The 20,614-nt window shown below is 59.7% G+C and carries 19 protein-coding genes and 2 tRNA genes; 6 read left to right on the plus strand and 15 right to left on the minus strand.

Annotation, left to right across the window (positions count from 1 at the left end; translation table 11 throughout):
* Positions 1-42 precede the first annotated feature (42 nt).
* The 5 genes from EM6_RS14025 to EM6_RS14045 all read right to left on the minus strand — a co-directional run bounded on the left by EM6_RS14025 (position 43) and on the right by EM6_RS14045 (position 3,136).
* A complete protein-coding gene (locus tag EM6_RS14025) occupies positions 43-768 on the minus strand; it encodes a septal ring lytic transglycosylase RlpA family protein (RefSeq protein ID WP_232037133.1) in 726 nt (241 codons plus the stop codon).
* A gap of 113 nt (positions 769-881) precedes the next feature.
* Positions 882-1,235, minus strand: coding sequence for a DUF1304 domain-containing protein (locus EM6_RS14030; protein WP_172961270.1), 354 nt, complete (start codon positions 1,233-1,235; stop codon positions 882-884).
* 305 nt (positions 1,236-1,540) lie between these two features.
* Positions 1,541-1,990, minus strand: coding sequence for a hypothetical protein (locus tag EM6_RS14035; RefSeq protein WP_126423763.1), 450 nt, complete (start codon positions 1,988-1,990; stop codon positions 1,541-1,543).
* A gap of 108 nt (positions 1,991-2,098) precedes the next feature.
* A complete protein-coding gene (locus tag EM6_RS14040; protein WP_126423764.1) occupies positions 2,099-2,701 on the minus strand; it encodes a DUF6602 domain-containing protein in 603 nt (200 codons plus the stop codon).
* A 345-nt stretch (positions 2,702-3,046) separates the two neighbouring features.
* Positions 3,047-3,136, minus strand: a tRNA-Ser gene (locus tag EM6_RS14045).
* 169 nt (positions 3,137-3,305) lie between these two features.
* Between EM6_RS14045 and EM6_RS14050 the strand changes: the two genes are divergently transcribed.
* Entirely contained in the window at positions 3,306-4,649 is a 1,344-nt protein-coding gene (locus EM6_RS14050) for a glycoside hydrolase 5 family protein (RefSeq protein ID WP_126423765.1), read from the plus strand.
* A gap of 39 nt (positions 4,650-4,688) precedes the next feature.
* Here the strand turns inward: EM6_RS14050 and EM6_RS14055 are convergent, their stop codons facing one another.
* On the minus strand, positions 4,689-5,303 hold the full coding sequence (locus tag EM6_RS14055) for a hypothetical protein (protein WP_126423766.1): 615 nt from the start codon (positions 5,301-5,303) through the stop codon (positions 4,689-4,691).
* Between the two features lie 89 nt (positions 5,304-5,392).
* On the opposite strand from EM6_RS14055, the gene EM6_RS14060 reads away from it, so the two are divergent.
* The gene (locus EM6_RS14060; protein WP_126423767.1) at positions 5,393-5,626 is read left to right on the plus strand and encodes a sulfurtransferase TusA family protein; all 234 of its coding nucleotides are present in this window, start codon (positions 5,393-5,395) and stop codon (positions 5,624-5,626) included.
* Between the two features lie 112 nt (positions 5,627-5,738).
* Complete coding sequence (locus EM6_RS14065; protein WP_126423768.1) at positions 5,739-7,073, plus strand: diguanylate cyclase domain-containing protein; 1,335 nt, start codon at positions 5,739-5,741, stop codon at positions 7,071-7,073.
* Here the strand turns inward: EM6_RS14065 and mfd are convergent.
* Together mfd and EM6_RS14075 are read right to left on the minus strand one after the other, a co-directional pair.
* The gene (gene mfd, locus EM6_RS14070; protein WP_126423769.1) at positions 7,070-10,576 is read right to left on the minus strand and encodes a transcription-repair coupling factor; all 3,507 of its coding nucleotides are present in this window, start codon (positions 10,574-10,576) and stop codon (positions 7,070-7,072) included. The genes EM6_RS14065 and mfd overlap by 4 nt on opposite strands.
* Positions 10,577-10,870 carry a succinate dehydrogenase assembly factor 2 gene (locus EM6_RS14075; protein ID WP_232037134.1) on the minus strand — a complete coding sequence of 98 codons (294 nt, stop codon included), beginning with the start codon at positions 10,868-10,870 and terminating at the stop codon, positions 10,577-10,579.
* Positions 10,871-10,935: 65 nt separating this feature from the next.
* Here EM6_RS14075 and recG point away from each other — a divergent pair, with 65 nt between their 5' ends.
* Entirely contained in the window at positions 10,936-13,002 is a 2,067-nt protein-coding gene (gene recG / locus EM6_RS14080) for an ATP-dependent DNA helicase RecG (protein ID WP_126424159.1), read from the plus strand.
* Here recG and EM6_RS14085 read toward each other — a convergent pair.
* The 3 genes from EM6_RS14085 to EM6_RS14095 all read right to left on the minus strand — a co-directional run bounded on the left by EM6_RS14085 (position 12,999) and on the right by EM6_RS14095 (position 15,949).
* A complete protein-coding gene (locus EM6_RS14085) occupies positions 12,999-14,144 on the minus strand; it encodes a DUF3089 domain-containing protein (protein WP_126423771.1) in 1,146 nt (381 codons plus the stop codon). The two genes, recG and EM6_RS14085, sit on opposite strands and share 4 nt — an antisense overlap.
* A gap of 91 nt (positions 14,145-14,235) precedes the next feature.
* Positions 14,236-15,162, minus strand: a complete 927-nt coding sequence (locus EM6_RS14090) for a lysophospholipid acyltransferase family protein (protein WP_126423772.1) — start codon at positions 15,160-15,162, stop codon at positions 14,236-14,238.
* A gap of 13 nt (positions 15,163-15,175) precedes the next feature.
* On the minus strand, positions 15,176-15,949 hold the full coding sequence (locus tag EM6_RS14095; protein WP_126423773.1) for a glycosyltransferase family 2 protein: 774 nt from the start codon (positions 15,947-15,949) through the stop codon (positions 15,176-15,178).
* A 282-nt stretch (positions 15,950-16,231) separates the two neighbouring features.
* On the opposite strand from EM6_RS14095, the gene EM6_RS14100 reads away from it, so the two are divergent.
* Together EM6_RS14100 and sseA are read left to right on the plus strand one after the other, a co-directional pair.
* Positions 16,232-17,686 (plus strand): cryptochrome/photolyase family protein, encoded by a 1,455-nt coding sequence (locus EM6_RS14100; RefSeq protein ID WP_126423774.1) that lies wholly within the window; start codon positions 16,232-16,234, stop codon positions 17,684-17,686.
* A gap of 3 nt (positions 17,687-17,689) precedes the next feature.
* Positions 17,690-18,541: a 3-mercaptopyruvate sulfurtransferase gene (gene sseA / locus EM6_RS14105; RefSeq protein ID WP_126423775.1), complete on the plus strand. Its 852-nt coding sequence runs from the start codon at positions 17,690-17,692 to the stop codon at positions 18,539-18,541.
* Here sseA and EM6_RS14110 read toward each other — a convergent pair.
* The 4 genes from EM6_RS14110 to EM6_RS14125 all read right to left on the minus strand — a co-directional run bounded on the left by EM6_RS14110 (position 18,520) and on the right by EM6_RS14125 (position 20,609).
* Positions 18,520-19,632, minus strand: a complete 1,113-nt coding sequence (locus EM6_RS14110) for an amino acid ABC transporter substrate-binding protein (RefSeq protein ID WP_126423776.1) — start codon at positions 19,630-19,632, stop codon at positions 18,520-18,522. The genes sseA and EM6_RS14110 overlap by 22 nt on opposite strands.
* A gap of 100 nt (positions 19,633-19,732) precedes the next feature.
* Positions 19,733-19,809: transfer RNA gene (locus EM6_RS14115), tRNA-Arg, on the minus strand.
* 11 nt (positions 19,810-19,820) lie between these two features.
* On the minus strand, positions 19,821-20,126 hold the full coding sequence (locus EM6_RS14120; RefSeq protein WP_126423777.1) for an ETC complex I subunit: 306 nt from the start codon (positions 20,124-20,126) through the stop codon (positions 19,821-19,823).
* Positions 20,127-20,225: 99 nt separating this feature from the next.
* Positions 20,226-20,609: a RidA family protein gene (locus EM6_RS14125; RefSeq protein ID WP_126423778.1), complete on the minus strand. Its 384-nt coding sequence runs from the start codon at positions 20,607-20,609 to the stop codon at positions 20,226-20,228.
* Positions 20,610-20,614 lie beyond the last annotated feature (5 nt).

Here is a 20,614-nt window from a genome sequence, read left to right on the forward strand (position 1 = left end):
AGCGCCGGTCTAAGACAAGGCTAAAATCAAAACCCGCCCAAATTACTCGTCGCGCGTCAGAATGGCGTCAAAATAGCCCGCCGCCAGCACCTTTTGCCGATAAAGCTCGGCCTTTTGCGCCCCCTCGAACGGCCCCAGCGTCACGACATAGAGCCCGCGCCGCTCATCGACCCGTGCGCGCAACTGGTCGCTGACCCGCTCAGCATTGGCGCGCTCGGAAAAGGCCCCGACCTGCACGCGATACCTTTGGCGATCCCCGTCCGAGGGATCAGGCGATGCCGCGGCATAGGTTGGCCGCGCCCCCAGTTCCGCCGGACCCAGAAACTTGATGCGCACCCGTGCCGTGCCGGTCTGATGCACGCCCAAGGCCTTGGCGGCTCCTTTCGACAGATCGAGCAAGCGCCCATCGACGAACGGCCCACGATCATTGAGCCTCAGCCGCAGGGTGCGGCCATTGTCGAGATTGGTCACCTCGATCACCGAGGGCAGCGGCCAGGTCTTATGCGCCGCCGACAAGGCATTGGGGTCAAAACGCTCGCCCGTCGCCGTCAGGCTGCCCGACTCGTGGCCGTACCAACTCGCTGTCCCTGTGAGCGTGTCGCCAATATCGGGCACATAGGGGCGATAGGTGTCGCCGCGCACCTTATAAGGCCGCAGGTTGGCGGCGCGATACTGCCCGTTCTTCACCACTTCCGGCCCATCGCGCGTGCTCAGCTTCGGCCCGCCCGCACAGGCGGCCAGAAGCCAGATGCTTGCCAGAACAAGCATTTGTACTGATCTCTTCGCAATCAGGTTCAATTGGGTGGACATGGGACGCCCCGCTCAACACATTCTGTGCCCAAACAGGGTAAAAAGAAATGGAAAAGGCTTGGTTAACCTGCCTAAAGATTAAGCCCCAGCGCGATCAGGGCCAGTGCCGCAGGAAGGGCTTGAATAAACAGAATCTTGCGGCTGGCCGTCGCCGCGCCATAGACCCCGGCCACCACGACGCAGATCAGAAAAAAGACCTTGAAGGCCTCAGCGTGCGGTCCCGGCATCAGCCCATAGATCAGACCGGCGGCCAGAAACCCGTTATAAAGCCCCTGATTGGCCGCCAGAGTCTTGGTCTGCGCTGCAAATTCGCGGCTAAGCCCAAAGGCCTTCAACCCCGCCGGTTTCTGCCACAGAAACATCTCAAGGATCAGGATATAGATATGGATCAGCGCAACCAGCGCGGTCAGAACGGTAGCGATCATGGGGGTGTTTCCCTGTGTTTACGCGTTTAAGCTATGCGAGGTCACGACAGGTGACAACATGAAGGCTTAAGACGTGACGAGTGCAGTGTTTCCGATGACGCCCTGCCGAGCTATAGCCGGTGAGTTGCTCGTAAATCAAACCGACTCAGTTCGGGGGGGCTCCTTTCTCCGCCCGCAACCGAGCCTTAGCGCGAATCCCCTGACGGGAAACCCTGCCTCGGCAGGGGTGCTTTGCTTTTGACCTACGCTGTAGGCCCCGATGGGGCGGCTACAGTCGCGAAGTCGGTGCCTATGCTTACCCACACTCAATATTCGTAATCATCACCCGTAAGGCTCTCCATTGCGATTACATAGAGTTCGCCATTTATGTTTAGTTCAGCACAATGGACGAGGCTTCGGACACTCAACGAAACACCGCCGCCCTCCAATGGAACAATGGTTGGTTTGATTTCATGGAGCCCAGGTAGATTTTCCGGATTATACAAATAGACGTCTCTATCGAGATATGGATAATCGTCCATCCCCATAGGCAAAGTCCCTAAACGTTTTAGGAGTGTTTCGCGGTATTTCAGTGGCCCAGCCGCCTTAGACCAATCAACAATCCTATCGATGCTCGATTCCTTAAGGTGAGCCAACTTTCCTGTTCCACCATCGTTTGCCAGTTGGTTCTCCATTCCCCTGCCATGGACAACATATTTTCCAATTTGAAGCGGCGGATCGTAATAGTGTGTTAGTTCTGCAGGGCCGAGCTTCATCCGAGAGCATATGTCATGAAGTGCACAGTAAAATTTGAAAAGACTATCCTCTTTGAATTGTATGCCAATAGGCCAAGACGCTTTTGTTATATTTTCGCTATCTAAGCATTACTCGAACACTTTACCATTATGGTAAATTGTTCCAACTTCCAACACGCACACATAATTCGGCCAAAACTCGGGCGGCGTACTGCTTTCCCATTCCTTGAGATTCTCAACCAACGAGTCGAGCGAGTTACCAGCTAGTCCGTACGCGAACACCATTCCAAAGGGACGAGACCTCGGAGCCAATGACGTATAACCGCCACCCAAAGAAGTTGACACTTTTCCGGCTGGAGACATCCTTTTAAAGGCTTTGATTTTATCCAATGAATCTATAAACTCAACCTTTGATAGAGACGACTTAACTTCAATGATAACGTACACGCAGTCAACAGGGAATACTTGAATACTATCGTCCGACAAGAGTGAAATCCCATCAATTCGGTCATAAACAATAACATCGCATTGCCTAGAAGTATCTCTTACGCGACCGACTATTTCTCCCGCTCCAAGTCCATACTTGTCTGGCAATCTGTTTTCAGAGAGAAATTTTCTGAGTTGATTTTCCCTAACCGTACCTTTTGAAACCGCATGATTTATCTGCGCGGATATTTCAAAATCAGTACGCATCTTCTGACTTATCTTTTGAAAAAGCGTTCTGGTATCCATGGCTTTCCCAGTTCGTGAAGCATTATATCCATAATTGCGAGAGTTACGTAATCACAACCAAATGGCAAGGAAGGTCTGTGGAAGCTCCCAACGCGTAGCTAGCTATTTGCTAGAAACGGCAAAATTACACGGTAATTTATGCCTCGGCCCGCAAAGCTCGGTGGTATCTCTATTATACTGTATTTGATGAGAAAATTGGCGGACAGGGTGGGATTGGCTCCGCTGCGCTCCGCCGAACCTTCGCTTCGCTTCGGTTACGAACCCCATCTCCCCGTGGGTTCAAGTCCCCACCCCCGACGATCATACACAAAGACCGGCCCTTTTGGGGCCGGTCTTTGTGTATGATGGCGGACAGGGTGGGATTCGAACCCACGGTAGGCTTCCACCTACGGCGGTTTTCAAGACCGCTGCCTTAAACCACTCGGCCACCTGTCCTTGCCTTTGAGCGGAATGCGCTTCTATCGTGACACTTGGCGATTGCCAAGAGCCTGTGGGGATAAATCCTCAGCCGTCAGCTAAAAACGTTCGTTCATCGATTAAATATTTCAAAAATAATTATTACAGGTTAAGTTGCGTCCACCAAAAACAAACAGGAAGGATTCCCATGCCCGCGTCCCTTTCCCGCCGCAGCGCCCTGCTGGCTTCGCTCAGTCTCGGTGCCCTGACCATGGTCAGCCATGCCTCGGCCGCCACCCCGACCGGTGATTTCGTCACCGTTCAGGGCCCGCATTTCAAACTCAAAGGCGAAACCTATCGCTTCGTCGGGGCCAATATCTGGTACGGTGCCTATCTGGGGGCTGATGCCGCCTTTGGTGATCGCAAGCGTCTTCAGAAGGAACTGGACGATCTCAAGGCGCTGGGGGTCACCAATCTGCGCGTTCTGGCCTCGTCTGAGCTGTCGCCGCTGAAAAACTCGCTCGATCCGGCCTTCCGCACGCGCGAAAACGGCAAATACAACGAAGACCTGCTGGTTGGTCTGGATTACCTGCTGGTCGAAATGCACAAGCGCGGCATGAAGGCCGTACTGTACCTGACCAACTTCTGGGAATGGTCGGGCGGCATGATGGCCTATCTCGACTACACGACGGGCCACTATATCAATAATGGCGATCCCGCCCACCCGTGGCCGGAATTTGCCGATGTCGGCTCGCGCTTCTATGCCAATGAAAAGGCCGTGGCCATGTACCACGACTATGTGCAGTTCCTGCTCAAGCGCACCAATTCGCTGACGAAAAAGCCGTATCGCGACGACGCCACCATTATGGCCTGGCAGCTCAGCAACGAGCCGCGCCCCGGTGGCGGGCCTGAGATCGCCGCGCAACACATGCCGGCCTATCTGGCGTGGATTTCATCGACGGCCAAACTGATCCGTTCGCTGGCGCCGCATCATCTGGTGTCGCTGGGTCATGAAGGTCTGATGGGCGTCGTCGGCAATGAAACATTCCTGATCGATGCGCATAAGGAGATCGACTACCTGACGGCGCACATCTGGCCGCAGAACTGGAGCTGGGTCGATGGCAAGGACCTGCCCGGCACCTTCGATGCCGGCGCGGCCAAGGTACAAAAATATATCGACGACCATATCCGCATCGCAACGGCGATGAACAAGCCGCTGGTCTTCGAAGAATTCGGTTTCCCCAGAGATGAAGTGAAGTATGAGCCGGGCACGCCAACCGTCTGGAAAGACAAGTTTTATGGCATGATCTATAAGGCGGTCGAAGACGCGGTGAAAACCGGCGGTCCGGTGTCGGGGTCGAACTTCTGGGCCTGGGGCGGTGCGGGCCGTGCCCTGCATAAGGATTACTGGATGCTGCGGGGTGAAACCGCCTATGTCGGCGATCCGCCGCACGAGCCGCAGGGCTGGTACAGCGTCTTCAATACCGACACTTCGACGCAAGGCCTGATCCGTCAGCACGCCGAGCGGATCAAAAAGCTCAAAGTCTCCTAATGTGTTTTATGAAAAGGCCGGGTTAACCCCCGGCCTTTTTTATGGTTTTACGGGATTAACCGAAGGGCCCGCCGGTGCCGTCGCACCGCCCAAACCCGGCAAAACCGCCGTCTGGTAATCCGGCGGAATGACGAACCATTTGGCATCCTGAGCCCCCCTGGCATAGGCCACGACCTGAAACAGCGGGGCATTGCGCCCCTTCTGTGTCATCTGCATCAGGATGCCGTCGCTATTGGCACAGGCCATCCCCGACTGATTAAGATAGCCGCTGAATTCCAGCGTGCGGCACGGCTGTCCGGCCATCAGGCTTGAGCCCACCGGACGCACCGTCGCCCGCGCTTCCAGCGTCGCCAGATCAAGCGGCAGAGGCAGCAGGGCCGCTTCACGGTTCAAGGGGAACAGCAGCGCGATGCGTTTGCCGCCCGCCGACGTCAGATGGATCAAAACCCCCTTGTCGCGGTCGGCAATATAGGTCTGAGATACCCCGCCGCTCAGCATATCCAGCCGCATTTTTGCGCCTGTGCGGCGCACCTCCACCGGCGTCTCAAACCCGGCCATGCGGACACGGGCGAAGAAATCCGGCTCGGAGGACACCTGCGCGTTGGCGACCGGCGTCAGGGCCATCAGTGACAACAGAACGATCAGCCAGCGCATGGGGCGACTCCTCTATCCCGCTTGCATTTGCGCGGATTCGGCGGCATTGACCAAGCCTTCTGCATGGGAAAGGCATTTTTGAGACCTCTGTGACCCCGACCGAGCCGCCTGCCCTGCTGATCGACGCCCGTGGCCATCGCTGCCCGGTACCGACCCTGCGTCTCCGCAAGGCCCTGTCCGAGCATCCTGACGCCGTCATCACGCTCCTGGCCGATGATCCGATGGCCCAGATCGACGTGCCGCACTTCTGCCAGCAGAACGGATTTCGCCTGATCGCCTCCGTCGCCGAAGACGCCCACAGGCGCTTTGTCGTCAGCGGCTAAACCTTTCCGGCGCGTTTACCTTTTGGCGAGACGAATCGTTTAGGCCTTTTCTACCGCTTGTCTGGCGGCCGGATATCCTGCGTGTCAGGGCCTGTATCTCAGGGAGTTTGAGTTGAATATTCAGGCGCGCGTCTTGCTGCTGGCGAAGGATCAGCAATGGCCTGAGCGGCTGGGGGCTGAGCTTGACCGGCTGGGCTGGCGCACCATTACGGCCTATCGCCCCGACGCGGCACTGGCCTGTATCGGGGATCTTCAGATCGAGGCGGTTCTGGTCGATGCGGCCCATCCGGAGTGTTCGGCAAAGCTGGTGACCCAGTTGCGCGAGGCGTGCGCGCCGCGCCGCCTGCCCATTGTGCAGGTTACGAGTAATGGCCAGTACGACATCCCCGAAGGCTGGGACATGGTCTATGACCGCGACGCCCACCCGCAGCAAATCCTCCTTGGCCTTGAGCACATGGTGCGCGCCAATGTCGCAGAAGAAGAATACGAACTGCGGCGCGACACCCTGAACGCGCTGGGGCTGGACATACCGTCGCGCGACGATGACAAGCCGCTGGCCATACTTTCGGTAGGGCCGGCCGACCCGGATTTTCTGGCCCTTAGCCATACCCTGCGCGCGCGGGGTGTGGACCTCTATGCCGCCTTCACCAGCTACTCAGCCTTTGATTATCTTCATGATAAGACGTTCGACGCCGTCGTCCTGTGGGGACGTGAGTCCGTCGCGGAGGCCCTGTCGATTGCATCGGGTATGCGGCGTAATACCCGGCTCTACCACACGCCGGTCTTCCTGCGTTTGCAGAAATCCGTCGAGCTCGATCTGGGTGATGCCTTCCTGCGTGGCGTCAACGATGTCTCCGGGCCGGGGGCCACCGAGGCCGAAATCGCCGACCGGGTGCTGCGTCTGGCCCGCGCCTATCGGCGCCAGAGTAATACGCGGCAGGCGCTGGAGGCCGTCAACCACAGCCCGTATATGGACAAGGGTACGGGGCTGTTTACCCGCGACCTGTTTGCCGCCCATCTGGCGCGTCTGGCCAAGGCGTCCAGCCAACGCAACCGCCCTTTGAGCGTCTGCGTGCTTAAAATTTCCGAAAATCCAGAAATTGCACAGGCCCGGATGCGCAAATCGCTTGAGCGTGCCATGCCTCAGATCGGGTCGATGATCTCGCGGCTGGTGCGCGCCGAAGACACGGCGGGCCGTTTGTCGGAAGAGGTGTTTGCCCTCGCCCTGCCCGCCACGCCCGAAGCCGCCGCTCGCCTCGTCGGGGAGCGGATCGGAGCCGTCATAAGCTGCACGGCGTTTGAATCAGGTAACGGCCGCTCGCCCTTTGTGGTCGAATTTGATGTCGGCGTGGCGGAACTGATCGACGGCGAACCCGTGGCCGAAGCCCTGACGCGCGCCGCCCAACAGATTCGCCCGTCTTCCGGGGATATGGATCAGGCGATTTAGCTTGCGGCTATGGCCGCCAGCCGCGTCATGATCTTTTCCGCCGCGGCCAGACGCCCGGCCGCTTCCGGCCATTCACCCCGCACCAGCAGCTTCTGATCCGGACGCAGCTTGCAATCCTGCGGATGCGCCTGAATGAGGCCAATCAGCCCCACCGGATTGCTGAACTGATCATTGCGAAAGCTGATGACTGCGCCCTTCGGGCCGACATCAATCTTGGCGACATTGGCTTCGCGGCACAGGCCCTTGATGCCGACCACCTTCAGCAGTTGCTCTGCTTCTTCCGGAATCGGTCCGAAGCGGTCGATCAGTTCGGCAGCCAGCGCTTCGCGATCTTCGCGCTTTTCGGCCTCCGACACGCGGCGGTACAGGGACAGGCGGATATTGAGGTCGGGAATATAGTCTTCCGGGATCATGACGGCGGCGCCGGCATTGATCTGGGGTGACCAGCCCCGGTGATCCGTGGCCGGTTCATCGGCACGGCTGCGCAACTCATTCACGGCGTCTTCCAGCATCTGCTGATACAGCTCGACGCCGATTTCACGGATATGGCCAGACTGCTCATTGCCCAGCAAATTGCCGCCGCCGCGGATATCCAGATCATGGCTGGCGAGTTGGAACCCAGCCCCCAGATTATCCAGAGATTGCAAGACCTTCAGACGCTTTTCTGAGGCTTCACTTAAAATCTGGTGCGGCTGAGTCGTCAGATAGGCGAAGGCGCGCGTCTTGGAGCGCCCGACGCGCCCGCGGATCTGATAAAGCTGCGCCAGACCAAACATGTCGGCGCGGTGGACGATCAGCGTATTGGCCGTCGGCACGTCCAGTCCGGACTCGACGATAGTGGTCGCCAGCAGCACGTCGTACTGACCATCATAGAAGGCGGTCATGACTTCTTCGAGCTGGGTCGGGGTCATCTGACCGTGGCCGACGATGAACTTCACCTCCGGCACCTGCTCACGCAGGAAGCGTTCGAGGTCTGGCAGGTCTTTCAGGCGCGGCACCACATAATAGGCCTGTCCGCCGCGATATTTTTCGCGCAGCAGGGCCTCGCGTATGCTGACGGCATCGAACGGCAGGACATAGGTGCGTACCGCCAGGCGATCCACCGGGGGCGTGGCGATGATGGACATTTCCCGAATTCCGGAAAGCGCCATCTGCAAGGTACGCGGGATCGGCGTCGCCGACAGGGTCAGCATATGCACGTCGGCACGGAAGGCCTTGAGCTTTTCCTTATGCTTGACGCCGAAATGCTGCTCCTCATCGACGATAACAAGGCCCAGATCTTTGAACCCCACCTGCTCGGACAGCAGGGCGTGCGTGCCGATCACCACCTCGACTTCGCCGTTTTTCAGGCCGTCGCGGGTCTCGTCCGCCTCCTTGCGCGTCACCATGCGTGACAGATGGCGCACGCGGATCGGCCAGCCCTGAAAGCGTTGACTGAAGGTCTTGAAATGCTGGCGTGCCAGAAGCGTCGTCGGGCAGATAATGGCCACCTGCTGACCCGACATGGCCACCACAAAAGCCGCGCGCAAGGCCACCTCGGTCTTGCCAAAGCCGACATCGCCGCAGATGAGACGATCCATCGGATGCCCCTTCGACAGGTCGTCGAGCACGTCGTGGATGGCGTTGAGCTGGTCTTCGGTTTCTTCGTAGGGGAATTGCGCGCAGAATTCGTCATAAAGCCCGGACGGCGGATCGATCTGCTGACCCACCTTAAGGGCACGCGCCGCCGCGAGCTGGATCAGGCCGTCGGCCATCTCACGCAGCTTTTCTTTGGCCTTCGCTTTGCGCGCCTGCCAGCTTGCCGAGCCCAGACGATCCAGTTGCGCCGTGTCGGAATCCGCCCCATAGCGCGTCAGCAGGTCGATATTTTCGACCGGCAGGTACAGCTTGGCTTCGGCGGCGTATTGCAGTTCGAGGCAGGCGTGCGGCGCGTCGTTGACGCTCAGCGTTTTCAAGCCCTCATAGCGCCCGATGCCGTGTTCGATATGCACGACCAGATCGCCCTGGGACAGGGAGGAGGCTTCGGCCAGAAAATTGTTGGCACGCCGACGCTTACGCGGGCGGGCTAATCTATCACCTAAGATATCGGTTTCCGAAATAACCGCCAGAGTCTCGGTCTCGAACCCCTGATCAAGCGGCAGAACGGCGCGCTGGATCGGCTTGGCCTTGGTGCCGGCGACCCCGAAGCTCAGCGCATCAGCATAGTCCTTGGCCAGCCGCGTCTTGTCGAGGCCGTGGTCGGAGAGCATGGCCCCCAGTCGATCGGACGAGCCTTCGGTCCAAGAGGCAAACAGCACCCGCTTCCCGGCCTTCGACAGGGTCTTGGCGTGGTCGGCCACGGCTGTAAACAGGTTGACGCTATCCTGATGGCGTTCCGGTGCAAAACTGCGGCCTGGCCGCGCCCCCAGATCAATGGCCGAAGCCTCATCGCGCTGAAAGGTCTCGAACTGACGCACGCGGCCCTTTTGCAGACCGCTCTGCCATTCGCTGTCGTCGAGATAGAGGCGACCGGGTGGCAGGGCGCGATAGCCGCTGTCCAGTTTGACAGCGCCCTTGGCCATGACGCGGGCATCGCCCGACCCTTTGCGCGACTCATAGGCATCGAGCACGGAGTCGCGCCATTCGCCGAAGGCCTGCTCGGCCAGACCGTCCAGCAGGATCAGGGTCTGCGGCGGCAGGTAATCGAACACGCTGTCGAGGCGCTCATAAAACAGAGGCAGCAGGGTTTCGACGCCTTGCCGGCGGATACCGGAAGACACGGCCGCATAGATCGGGTCATCGCCGGGCGCGCCGAAGTTTTCCAGATAGCCCTGACGGAAACGGCTGATGCTTTGTTCGTCCAGCAGGATTTCGCTCACCGCCATGAAGTCAATCGCCGCAATCTGTTTCAGCGAGCGTTGGGTTTCCGGATCGAAGGTACGGATGGATTCGAGCTGATCGCCGAAGAAGTCGAGCCGCACCGGCTCGTCCTGACTGGGCGAAAAGACGTCGATAATGCCGCCGCGCACGGCGAATTCGCCGCGTTCGGAAACGGTCGAGACGCGGTTATAGCCGTTGCGCGAAAAATAGGCCTCAAGCTCGCGCGTTTCGATGCTCTGACCGGGTTTGAGCGACAACAGGCTGCCGCCCATGGCATCGCGCGGCGGCACCTTCTGCGACAAGGCGGCCGAGGTGGTGAGGATCAGCACAGGCTTAGCCGGTTTCCCATTCAGCGCCTGAAGCCGCGTCAGGCCGCTCATGCGCTGGGCAATCAGGGCGGTCGTCGGGCTCACCCGGTCATAGGGCAGGCAGTCCCAGGCTGGAAAGCGAATCACATCCAGTTCCGGCGCATAGAAGGCCAGTTCTTCGGCGATGGCGTTCATGCGACCATGATCACGCGCCACGAACAACGCTAATCCTTCGGCGCGCGTCAGGTCCGACGCCACCAGACTGTCGTAACCCGGCGGACACCCGGTCAGGGACAGGCGGGTGGCGGCGGCAGTAATGCGGGAAATATCGGACATCTATTGCTGAAGCTTTGTGTAAGCTGTCTTATAATACTGATTGAGCTGGTTCATGATTTCGGAATCATGCTCCGGGGGCACGGGGTCGCGCTCGATGATCCAGCCATAGAGATCCTGATCCGGCGCTTCAAGCAGGGCTTCGAAAACATCGAGCTGTTCGGCGGTCATGGTCGGCAGATATTCTTCGGCGAAATGCCCCAGAATGATGTCCGCCTCCTTGAAACCGCGGCGTGAAGCGCGGAACCACAGCTTGCGCAGGCGGGCCTGATGGAGATCGTCAGCGGTGTCGGTCATGGTTTTCCCGTCTATGGAGCGCAATCGCCCTTCTCTTTCATACGGTTTGGTGCTTGAAAGAGCCTATGCGTCCGGAAATTTTGTTCCCCTATTACACGTCTTTGACCGGCCTGAAAGGGGTCGGGCCGAAAATTGCGCCGCACCTGATCCGCCATGTCGGGTCCTATGTGCGCGACCTGCTGTTTACCCTGCCCAGCCAGTTGATTTTTCGGCCCGTCAGTCGCATCGCCGAGGCCCGCGTGGGGCAGGTTCAGACCCTGTGCGTGACCATCGGCAGTTATCAGAAAAGCGCCGGTAAAGGACCACAGCGCATCACCGTCTTCGATGACAGCGGGCAGATGCAACTGACCTATTTTCATCCAATCCGGGGCTTCGAACAGCAACATCCGGTCGGCGAAGCCCGCTGGATCAGCGGCAAGGTCGAAAGTTTCGGTTCGTCGCTTCAAATGAACCATCCGGACTATGTGGTGCCCATGGACAAACAGGACACCATCCCTTTGTTTGAAACCGTCTATCCGGCGACAGCGGCGGTTTCGCCTCGGCTGATGCGGCGTTTTATCGAAGCGGCCCTGCACAGGGTGCCCGACCTGCCGGAGTGGCTGGATACTGAGACGCTGGGGCGACTGAAAATTTCCGGTTTTTCGGATGCGTTGCGCGCGGCCCACGCACCCGTGAGCGAAGCCGACCTTCTGCCTGAAGCTCCGGCGCGCAAGCGGCTGGCCTATGATGAGGCGCTGGCCCATCAACTGGCCATGAAGGCGCGCAAACAGCACCGTCAGGCGACCCCGGCGCTGATCATCGACCGTCACCTATGGGCCGATAAGGCTTTGTCGACCCTGCCCTTCGCCCTCACGCGGGCGCAGACACGTGCCCTGAACGATATTCGCGGTGACCTGCGCTCCGGCGAACGCATGAACCGCCTCATTCAGGGCGATGTCGGGTCGGGCAAGACTCTGGTGGCCCTGATGGCCATGATCGACGTCGCCGAAGCCGGGCATCAGAGCGTCATGATGGCCCCGACCGAAATTCTGGCGCGTCAACATTACGAGAAATCGCTGTCCATCCTGAGCGACATGGGTATTTCTGCCGTGCTGATGACGGGGCGCGACAAGGGTAAGGAGCGCGAAGCCAAACGCGCCGGCGTAGCGTCAGGTGAAACGACAATGATCTTCGGCACCCATGCGGTGTTTCAGGAAGGCGTGGCGTTCAAAGGTCTGCAATTCTGCGTTATCGACGAACAACATCGCTTCGGCGTGGGACAGCGGCAACGTCTGTTCCTGAAGGGCGAAAGCGTCCACTACCTGTCCATGTCAGCAACGCCCATTCCGCGCACGCTGGCGCTCACCCAATATGGCGAGTCTGACCTCAGTGTGCTCGATGAAAAGCCAGCCGGCCGGCAACCCATCCACACAGCGGTCATCCCGCGAGCCCGTCTGTCCGAGGTGTTCGATCGGCTGAAATCGGCCATAGCCGCCGGCTCGCAAGCCTACTGGATCTGCCCGCTGGTCGAAGAAAGCGCCGAGTCCGACCTTATCGCAGTCGAAGCCCGTCACGAGTCGCTCCAGGAAGCTCTGGGGCGTGAGGTCGGGCTGGTGCATGGGCGAATGCCGTCGGCCGAAAAGGAAGACGTCGTGGCGCGCTTTGCCTCCGGCGAGCTGCCGCTGTTGTGCGCGACAACCGTGGTCGAAGTCGGCATCGACGTGCCCAATGCCTCGATCATCATTATCGAACAGGCCGAACGCTTCGGTCTGGCGCAACTGCATCAGTTGCGGGGTCGGGTCGGGCGGGGTTCGGCGAAAAGTGCCTGCATCCTGCTCTATGACATGCCACTGGGACAGGCGGCCAAGGCGCGACTGGAACTGCTGCGCACGACGGAAGACGGATTTGAGATCGCCGAAATGGACTGGAAACTGCGTGGTGAAGGCGATTTGCTGGGGGCGCGGCAGTCAGGTTTCCCCGCCTATCGCTTTGTTGATCCGGTGGCGCACGCCGACCTGATCGCTACGGCGTCGCGGGACGCGCAGTATATTCTTCAGCACGAAGCGCAATTCCCGCCCCAGCGCCGGCAGGCTCTGGAAGTCCTGCGCCACCTGTTCGACTGGCGACCTAATGCAGCGGACAAGGTGGATTAATCCCGGCGGGACCCGCGCCAGGCGAGCCACCGCGCCTGAGAATCCGCTTGAAGATCGGCATAAAACAGATTGTAGGGACGTACTTTTTTACTATCCGCCCATGACCCGTCAATATCGAAAGACGGACCCGACGGCCGCGACACATAGAGGATATCGCCGCGGCAGCGCGCACTGACCTTGCGCGGCATTAGGGCCGGTGTCGTCCCCCATTCCAGCCCCGTCGCATTGGCGGCACCCAGACTGTGACGCGCCTCGACCTCCTTGTCCGTCACGGCTCCTGTCAGCGGATTGACGCACAGGGCCTTACCGTCCAGCGGCTCCATAATACTGGTCGGGCTCCAGTCCATGGCCCGGCGCTGCGCCTGCAAGGCGCGGTCAGGACGGCCATTATCGACGCTCAGATAAGCAACGACGCAGCCATATTGGGTACGCTGCTGACAGGCCGGGACCGCTTGCCCCGCTTGAAAATCATCGGCAGGAGTCAGGGCTTCGAGAAAATAGACAGCGACCAGCGCCGACTTTAGCGCCTCATCGGTCAAGATGCGCTCTTTCAGCAGCCGCTGCCCCAGGAACGCCCCCTGCTCCAGCCCCACAATGATAAAGCCGCTGCCGTTACGGCGCTGGGCCAGAAAGGCGTCAAAGGCGGCCTCAACATCCCCATAGGCAAATTGCCGGGCCTCACGCGCATCTTCGCGTTGCGTCAGTTGGCTGTAGAGGCTGGCCTGACGATAGCGCGGCGCATAGACATAGCCGACCGCATTGAACGGTCCGGCATAGTTAGGGAGTTGATTGCGTATCACCTCGGCGCTGGCCGTGGGATCATCAATCGGTCCCACCCAGTCCTTACCGCCATTGAAGGTCGTGCCGTGGATGAAGAAGATATCGACTTTTTGAGGATTGCGGTTGCGACGTACCTCCAACCCGTTGAGCGCCGGATTAAGATACCAGCCGCTCACCTTGCGATAATCAGGGGCAGCCGGCGGCACATAGGTTTGAAACGGCACCTTGGGGTCGAGATTGTGACGCATAATGTCGTCACCCCACAGCGTCCCGACCATGACCACAAACAGCCCTCCCAGCAGGGAGAAGCCGGCGATCAGCAGGCGTCTATGGGCAAGGGGAAGCTGGGGCTTATCGGACATGCAGCAGGCGACGGTTTCCTTCAGGCCTCTATCATGAGGCCGGGCGTGGCATCAGGCAAGCGCTCAGCGCTTCACATATTATGTGCCGACGTTAAGGGGCTTTGGGCGTACCGGGCTTATAGGCGTCATTGGGCCAGCGTTTATGCACCCAGAACCATTCTTCCGGCCGCGCACGCACCACCTCTTCGATAAAGGCCGAAACCTTGGCCACGGTGCTGTCGATATCAGCGGCCTTATGGCCGGTATCATCCACCTCAATCGGCTCATGAACGATCACACGGAAGCGCGCCTTGTGCAGACGCTCGACCGTCATCGGCTGCAAGACCGTGCCAAAGCGCATAGCCAGCCGCGTCGGGCCGGGCGCCGTATCGGCGCTGCGCCCGAAAAAGGGGGTGGCGACGCCGCGATTGAACTTCTGATCGTTCATCAGCGCGACCGATTCGCCCTTGGCCATGGCGATCAGCAATTCCTTCGCCCCGTCGCCACCCTTCGGCGCAAACAGACGCACCCCGTAACGCATCCGTCCGGCCTTGATACGCTCATCGACATACGGGTTATTGGCGGCGCGATAGGTCATCTGACAGTCAACCCCCGCATCGACGATGGTCGAGGGCATAATCTCCCAGTTGGCAAAATGCCCGGAGATGAAGACCACAGGGGTCTGACTCTCGGCTATGGCCTTCAGCCGCTCCATATTGACCACCTCAACGCGCCCGTTGGCGATGCGGATGCGGTCCATAATGGCGAATTCGGCAAAGGTGCGCCCCAGATTGTCCCACTGCGCGCGGGCGACGTTCGCCTTCCACGCCTCGTCCTTGTCCGGAAAGGCGAGGTCGAGGTTCTGACGCACCAGCTTCTGGGTCGGGGTGATGGGCCCTATGGCCTTCAGCAGCCACGCCCCCATATCCGACGCCGTATCGACCGGCAAGGCGCGCACGACGCCGACGAACAGGTCGTACATCAGCGCCTCGAAGCGCCAGGCCATATCTTGCCAGAAGGAAGGTTTTGCAGAAGACATGTAATCTGATGCCTTAAGATTTTTCTTTAAGCTCTTTTTGAGCCTTGAGAATTTTCAACAAGCGCTTCACACGGGCTTCGGCTGCCAGATGGCTGGACAATACCCCGTCCCAGCCACCGGTGAAGTGGCAACGGAACAGGAAATAGCGCGTGAAAACGAACGGATATTCGAACGGCAGGCGCAGCCATATCGCCCAGGCGGGCTTTTTCAGCGCCTTGGCCTGAAGGTTGGTGTAGGAGTCGAGCTTCTGACGGATATGGTCATAGGACCGCGCCGAAAAGTGCGTCGCCGATCCGTGTAGCTGCCCTACCGGCTCGTCTCTGGTGTCTACCGTGTCGTGCACCAGCGAGTCGCGGAACCGTACCTTACGCCGGTCATAGAGGCGCACATAGTTGTGATAGTCGGCCCACAGGCGCGGCTTGTCCTTACCCGGATAGACATTGCGCAGCTTGAACCGATAGGCCGGCAGGTCAGGGCCGCGCGCGATCAGGGCCTTGATTTCCTGATACAACTGCGGCGTCACCACCTCATCGGCGTCGAGATTGAGTATCCAGTCGTGGCTGGCGCAGTCTTCAGAAAAGCGCTTTTGCGGCCCGTACCCCACCCAATCATTGTGAAAGACCTTCGCCCCCATCTGACGCGCCATATCCGGCGTTCCGTCCGTGGAGCCGGAATCGACCACCACCACCTCATCGACCAGCCCCTCAATCGCCCGCAGGCAATTGGCGAGACGATCGGCTTCATTCTTGGTGATAATACACGCGCTCAGTTTCGGCGGTGAGGACATAAAGGAACTCTGGGTGCTCGTATCGTGAATTTGAAGTTCGCTTCCTTTTTCATATCGAGAACCGTGCGAACTTCAAATTCAAAACGATACTAGATACAATAAGTTGCTAGTGTCCTGTTGAATCTGAAATTCGCCAGAGGGCGATATCGAGCGCATGCGAATTTCAGATTCAGGACACTAGATTGTTCTGGCTTAGTCGCCTCCCCCGGTCCGGTCAATAGTGATCGGATTGATCGAACCCGCCCAGCCGCACGTAAACCGGAATTTGAACAGGCCCTATTGATGACCCAAACGACGATCCTGTGGTTTCGTTCCGATCTGCGACTGCAAGATCATGAAGGCGTGGAAGCCGCGCTCAACAGCGGCAGCCCGGTGGTGCCGGTCTATATTTACGACGAACAACTGGCACAGCGGCCTTTAGGGGCAGCTTCGAAATGGTGGCTGGATCGCTCCTTGCGGTCGCTGGATCAGGGTTTGCGGGCGCGCGGATCACGTCTGATCGTCCTCAAAGGGCCGTCTTTGGCGCAGTTGAAGCGCCTGATCGGGCAGGTTTCGGCGACACGACTGATCCTCTCACGTACCTTTGAGCCGAAGATCGACGCCTTCGATGCCGGTCTGGGCAAGGGGCTGGGCATCCCTGTCGAGAGTTTCAACACGCACCTTCTGTCCGATCCGACGCAGATTCGCACGGGCGATGGCAATCCGTACAAGGTCTTTACCCCCTTCTACCGCGCCCTGCTGGCCCATGGAGCGGCAAAGGGCCATGCGCGAAAACCCGTGGCGACCCATTGGCCGGCCCCTGCCGAATGGCCGGAGGGCATGGAGATTGATGCGCTGGGGCTCAAACCCGCCCTGACACCGTCGGGGCGCGACTGGTCTGAAGGTTTCGATCTGTGGACGCCGGGCGAAGACGGCGCGCATCAGCGCCTGTCGGCCTTTCTGCGCTCCGGGCTGAAAGGCTACGCGCCGGATCGCGACCGGCCCGATCTCGACATCACCTCGCGCCTGTCGCCGCATCTGCGTTTTGGGGAGATCAGCCCGCACCGGGTTCTGCATGAAGCCGAAGCGCACGCCGCCTCTCATTCGGCCCTGCGCGAAGATCTGGAAAAATTCCGCGCCGAACTGGCCTGGCGCGATTTCAGCTACAATATCCTGCAACTCCAGCCGAACCTTGATCGTGTCAATTTCAAAAGCGCCTTCGACGCCATGCCGTGGCGCGACGATACAGCGGGCTTGCGCGCGTGGCAGCGCGGCGAAACCGGCTACAGTCTGGTCGATGCCGGTATGCGTCAACTCTGGCGCACGGGGTTCATGCACAACCGCGTGCGTATGGTCTGCGCCTCGTTCCTGTCCAAGCACCTGTTGATCGACTGGCGGCTGGGGGAACAGTGGTTCTGGGACACGCTGGTCGATGCCGATCCGGCCAGCAATACGGCCAGTTGGCAATGGGTAGCCGGGTCCGGGGCCGATGCGGCCCCCTATTTCCGCATCTTCAACCCCTTGACTCAGGCCGACAAATTCGACCCGAAGGGGGCCTATCGTCGGCGCTTTGTTTCCGGTTTTACGGAAAAGATAGCAGGCGCTGCATCCACGCATCACCAAAAATTTGAACGCGACCTGTTTGATTTCGCAGGCGTTTCAGCTTCTAACTCAAAGGGTGCCCCGTACATGATCGTCGATCACGCTATGGCGCGTCAGCGGGCGCTCGACGCCTATGCGCAGATGAAAGAGGACTGAGCCATGCCTGCCCAGATAGAGGCCGATACCCTGAAATCCCTGCTCGATGCCGGGTCAGTCAAGATCATCGACGGCAGTTGGGCGCTGGATGGTACAGACATGCGCGCCCTCTATGCTGAAAGTCATATCCCGACGGCGCAATTCTTCGATATCGACGCCATCAGCGACCGCAGCAGCGGCCTGCCGCACATGGCCCCGACCCCCGATGTGTTTGCGCAGGCGGTTGGCGACATGGGCATCAGTGAAACCGACCACGTGGTGATCTATGACCGGCAGGGCCTGTTTTCCGCGGCGCGTGTCTGGTGGACCTTCCGCCTGATGGGCCATAAAAAGGTGCAGGTGCTGACGGGCGGCCTACCGGCGTGGCTAGCGGCTGGCTATCCGACAGGTAGCGGCGCAGAGTGGGCCAATGGCGTCACCTACACCCCGAACCCAAACCCCGATCTTGTTATATCTCTCAATCTGTTGCGGTCACATCTTGGCGCATCGGATGAGATGGTGCTGGACGCCCGCCCGGCCGCGCGTTTTGATGGCACAGCCCCGGAACCGCGCGCCGGTCTGCGCTCCGGACACATGCCGGGCAGCCGTAGCCTGCCCGCCAGCGAACTGATCCGCGATGGGGCGCTAAAACCGGTCGCAGACCTGAAAAACATCTTCTCCGCCCTGCACATCACGCCCAAAACGCAGGTCATCACCTCGTGTGGATCAGGGGTGACGGCGGCCATTATCGCCCTGGCGCTGCATGAGGTCGGCCATGACAAGGTGCGGCTCTATGACGGGTCGTGGGCCGAATGGGGTCAGGCGACGCTCGACACGCCGGTCGTCACCTCCGCTCAGCGCACGGGTGGCGAATAGAGCAGGCCGCGTTCGGACGCGTTCCATTGCGCATTCAGCCCGCGCGACAGCTTAAGCGGCGAGTCTGCGCCGATATTGCGGTCGAAGATTTCACCGTAATTGCCGACCTGCGATACGATATTATAGGCCCATTCCGGCCCCAGCCCCAGAGTGCCACCCAGATTGCCCTCTGAGCCCAGAAGTCGACGGACCTCTGGATTTGGGGACTCCAGTTGATCCGCTTTTACTGACTGGCTCGTGACGCCCAGTTCCTCACCGGCAATGGTCGCGTAGAGCGTCCAGCGCACAATGCCCGTCCACTGGTCATCGCCTTGCCGCACGACCGGCCCCAAAGGCTCCTTCGAGATGATTTCCGGCAAAATGGTGTGAGCCGTCGGGTCGCTCAGCGTCGTGCGCGCTGCCGCCAGAGCCGACACGTCGCTGCTCAGGGCATCGCACTGACTGGCGGCATAGGCGTCGCGCCCCTCGTCCTCGTTCTTGACCACGACGGGGTTGTATTTCAGCCCGCGCGCGCGGAAAAAGTCGGCCAGATTAAGCTCGCTGGTCGAACCCGTCTGCACGCAGATGCGCGCACCGTTCAATTCGGTGGCGCTGTTCAGCCGCAGGGATTTGCGCACCAGAAAACCCTGACCGTCATAATAGTTGATGCCGGCGTAATCGACCTGATCCGCAGCGTCGCGCGACAGGGTCCAGGAGGTCGAACGCCACAGCACATCGACCTTTCCGGTTTTCAGCGCCTCGAACCGTTCGGTCGTGGTGAGCGGCACATAGGTCACCTTATCGGCGTCGGAAAAGATGGCGGCGGCCAGAGCGCGGCAAAAATCGACGTCGAACCCACGCCAGCGTCCGGAATTGTCCTTATACGAAAAACCGATCAGACCGGGATGCACGCCGCAATTGACCCGTCCGCGCGTCAAGACGGCTTTTAGCGTGGCACTGTCGCTTTGGGTGGGGGTGAGCGTGGCCTCGGGGGCCTGAGCGGGTTTGTCGTCTGTGGCCTTTTGTCCCTGATTACACGCCGTCAGACCGCACACAAGACCGGCCAGAGCGAGCGGCGCGGCAAGGCGGGACAGGGGGCGGAACACGGACATGGGCAGCAGGGCCTTTACGGTGGCGGCGCACCCTATTCAACACCAGCCCGCCGCCCCGGTCAAAGCGAAAGGGACGATCAGTGCTCACAAATTGGAGAAATGGCGACCCCGGCAGGATTCGAACCTGCGACCGTCCGCTTAGAAGGCGGATGCTCTATCCAGCTGAGCTACGGAGTCAGAAAGCGCTTTTAGTGCGTCCAGCTCTGACGGCGGTTGGACGCGAAATTGTCGGCATAGGCCTTGATGATCTTCGGCGGGGTTTCCGGCTCGATCAGGCGAAACGGGATGCCGTGGGTTTCGGCATAGGCCATGGCCTGTTCCTTGGTATCGAAGGAGAGGCGCACCTGGGTATGAGTGTCCGCCGCCGAAATCCAGCCCATCAGCGGGTCGGGCGTGCGCGCCGAGGCCGGTTCGAACTCCAGCACCCAATCCTGAGTCTTGGCCTTGCCCGACTGCATGGCGGTCTTGGACGGCTTGAAGATGCGCGCGAACATGACAATCTCCTGCGGACGCGAAATCTGTCCGGATTCGATATCCGGATGGTCAAGGTCTGTTACTACAAACCCGCTTTTTGGCAAAGGGCTTTTGCCCGATTACGCTTCTATCTGAGCCGAGGCTTCGATCTCAACCAGCCATTCGGGGTTGATCAGGGCCGAGGTGCCGAGAAAGCTCGACGCCGGACGAATCTCACCAAACACTTCACCGTGGGCGCGGGCGGCTTCCTGCCACAGCGACATATCGGTCAGGAAGATGCGCGTGCGGATGATGTCAGTCACCGAACCGCCCGCCTCTTCCACCGCCTTGACGATGGTTTCGAGGATGGTTTTGGTTTGCAGGTAGCAATCCCCTGCCCCGACCAACTTGCCATCGCGCATGGCCGTGGTGCCCGCGACTTCGATACGGTTGCCGATACGCACGGCGCGCGAAAACCCGATGGTCGGTTCAAACGGCGAACCGGAAGAAATAAGCTGACGCATGAAGG

Origin of the sequence: Asticcacaulis excentricus (genome assembly GCF_003966695.1) — a bacterium.
In the GTDB taxonomy this organism is placed as follows: Bacteria; Pseudomonadota; Alphaproteobacteria; order Caulobacterales; family Caulobacteraceae; genus Asticcacaulis; species Asticcacaulis excentricus_A.

What these genes read in the sequence shown, in the direction of transcription:
- mfd (WP_126423769.1), bottom strand. Translation starts at nt 10,576, where the DNA reads ATGTCCGATATTTCCCGCATTACTGCCGCCGCCACCCGCCTGTCCCTG.
- EM6_RS14050 (WP_126423765.1), top strand. Translation starts at nt 3,306, where the DNA reads ATGCCCGCGTCCCTTTCCCGCCGCAGCGCCCTGCTGGCTTCGCTCAGT.
- EM6_RS14075 (WP_232037134.1), bottom strand. Translation starts at nt 10,870, where the DNA reads ATGACCGACACCGCTGACGATCTCCATCAGGCCCGCCTGCGCAAGCTG.
- EM6_RS14095 (WP_126423773.1), bottom strand. Translation starts at nt 15,949, where the DNA reads ATGTCCTCACCGCCGAAACTGAGCGCGTGTATTATCACCAAGAATGAA.
- EM6_RS14040 (WP_126423764.1), bottom strand. Translation starts at nt 2,701, where the DNA reads ATGGATACCAGAACGCTTTTTCAAAAGATAAGTCAGAAGATGCGTACT.
- sseA (WP_126423775.1), top strand. Translation starts at nt 17,690, where the DNA reads ATGCCTGCCCAGATAGAGGCCGATACCCTGAAATCCCTGCTCGATGCC.
- EM6_RS14120 (WP_126423777.1), bottom strand. Translation starts at nt 20,126, where the DNA reads ATGTTCGCGCGCATCTTCAAGCCGTCCAAGACCGCCATGCAGTCGGGC.
- recG (WP_126424159.1), top strand. Translation starts at nt 10,936, where the DNA reads ATGCGTCCGGAAATTTTGTTCCCCTATTACACGTCTTTGACCGGCCTG.
- EM6_RS14025 (WP_232037133.1), bottom strand. Translation starts at nt 768, where the DNA reads ATGCTTGTTCTGGCAAGCATCTGGCTTCTGGCCGCCTGTGCGGGCGGG.
- EM6_RS14110 (WP_126423776.1), bottom strand. Translation starts at nt 19,632, where the DNA reads ATGTCCGTGTTCCGCCCCCTGTCCCGCCTTGCCGCGCCGCTCGCTCTG.
- EM6_RS14090 (WP_126423772.1), bottom strand. Translation starts at nt 15,162, where the DNA reads ATGTCTTCTGCAAAACCTTCCTTCTGGCAAGATATGGCCTGGCGCTTC.
- EM6_RS14100 (WP_126423774.1), top strand. Translation starts at nt 16,232, where the DNA reads ATGACCCAAACGACGATCCTGTGGTTTCGTTCCGATCTGCGACTGCAA.
- EM6_RS14125 (WP_126423778.1), bottom strand. Translation starts at nt 20,609, where the DNA reads ATGCGTCAGCTTATTTCTTCCGGTTCGCCGTTTGAACCGACCATCGGG.
- EM6_RS14085 (WP_126423771.1), bottom strand. Translation starts at nt 14,144, where the DNA reads ATGTCCGATAAGCCCCAGCTTCCCCTTGCCCATAGACGCCTGCTGATC.
- EM6_RS14030 (WP_172961270.1), bottom strand. Translation starts at nt 1,235, where the DNA reads ATGATCGCTACCGTTCTGACCGCGCTGGTTGCGCTGATCCATATCTAT.
- EM6_RS14055 (WP_126423766.1), bottom strand. Translation starts at nt 5,303, where the DNA reads ATGCGCTGGCTGATCGTTCTGTTGTCACTGATGGCCCTGACGCCGGTC.
- EM6_RS14035 (WP_126423763.1), bottom strand. Translation starts at nt 1,990, where the DNA reads ATGAAGCTCGGCCCTGCAGAACTAACACACTATTACGATCCGCCGCTT.